2 tRNA genes and 3 rRNA genes are annotated in these 1,142 nt (G+C 52.7%); all 5 read left to right on the forward strand.

The window, feature by feature from the left end:
• Positions 1-160: ribosomal RNA gene (locus O9H85_RS37395) — 16S ribosomal RNA — on the forward strand; the annotation flags it as partial.
• A 127-nt stretch (positions 161-287) separates the two neighbouring features.
• Positions 288-404: ribosomal RNA gene (gene rrf / locus O9H85_RS37400) — 5S ribosomal RNA — on the forward strand.
• 31 nt (positions 405-435) lie between these two features.
• Positions 436-509 (forward strand) — tRNA-Ile (locus tag O9H85_RS37405).
• 27 nt (positions 510-536) lie between these two features.
• Positions 537-612, forward strand: a tRNA-Ala gene (locus O9H85_RS37410).
• A gap of 165 nt (positions 613-777) precedes the next feature.
• A 23S ribosomal RNA gene (locus O9H85_RS37415) occupies positions 778-1,142 on the forward strand; the annotation flags it as partial.

Genomic DNA, 1,142 nt, shown 5'->3' on the forward strand with positions numbered 1-1,142 from the left:
CCGGGTCTTGTACACACCGCCCGTCACACCACGAGAGTTTACAACACCCGAAGTCGGTGGGGTAACCGCAAGGAGCCAGCCGCCGAAGGTGGGGTAGATGATTGGGGTGAAGTCGTAACAAGGTAGCCGTATCGGAAGGTGCGGCTGGATCACCTCCTTTCTATGGAGTCCATGTTGCCTGCAGGGCAGCGGACATAAAGCAACCACACGGTTGCAACGCACTCACTCGTGTTCAGTTTTGAAAGGGTAATGCCTTTCAATTGGTTTCGCTATGCGAAACTTGCAGGTTTGGTGATGATGGCGGAAGGGAACCACGCGTACCCATCCCGAACACGACCGTTAAGCCTTCCAGCGTCGATGGTACTTGGACCGAAGGGTCCTGGGAGAGTAGAACGTCGCCAAGCCTGCCGCTTTTAGTGGCGAATTTCATAATAAGGGCCCTTAGCTCAGCTGGTTAGAGCGCACCCCTGATAAGGGTGAGGTCGGTGGTTCGAGTCCACTAGGGCCCACTAGGGCCCACCAATAGAATAATTCTTGGGCCCATAGCTCAGCTGGGAGAGCGCCTGCCTTGCAAGCAGGAGGTCAGCGGTTCGATCCCGCTTGGGTCCACCATAATCTACCGCTTTTAGTTTCTTGAGCGGTGTGATAATCTAATACTCCTGCCGAATTCGGCAGAGGATTGTTCCTTGAAAACTGGATATCGAAACAAAGTAATTAGCTGAAGTATCTGAAATGCTTTTAGCTTCCGAATGGATCCATTCTAACGAATAGATCTTAGGTTAAGCTAATAAGAGCACACGGAGGATGCCTAGGCACCAGGAGCCGAAGAAGGACGTGGCGAACAACGATAACGCCTCGGGGAGCCGTAAGCAGGCTTTGATCCGGGGATGTCCGAATGGGGGAACCCGGCTGCGGTAATTCGCAGTCACTCATCACTGAATACATAGGTGATGCAGAGGCAGACGAGGGGAACTGAAACATCTAAGTACCCTCAGGAAAAGAAAACAAAAGTGATTCCGTCAGTAGCGGCGAGCGAAAGCGGATTAGCCCAAACCAGGGGGCTTGCCCCCTGGGGTTGTGGGACGTCAACATGAGATTAGTTTGTTAGGTGAAGCAGTCTGGAAAGGCTCATCACAGAGGGT

Origin of the sequence: Paenibacillus gyeongsangnamensis, from assembly GCF_027533625.1 — a bacterium.
GTDB classification, from domain to species: Bacteria; Bacillota; Bacilli; order Paenibacillales; family NBRC-103111; genus Paenibacillus_G; species Paenibacillus_G gyeongsangnamensis.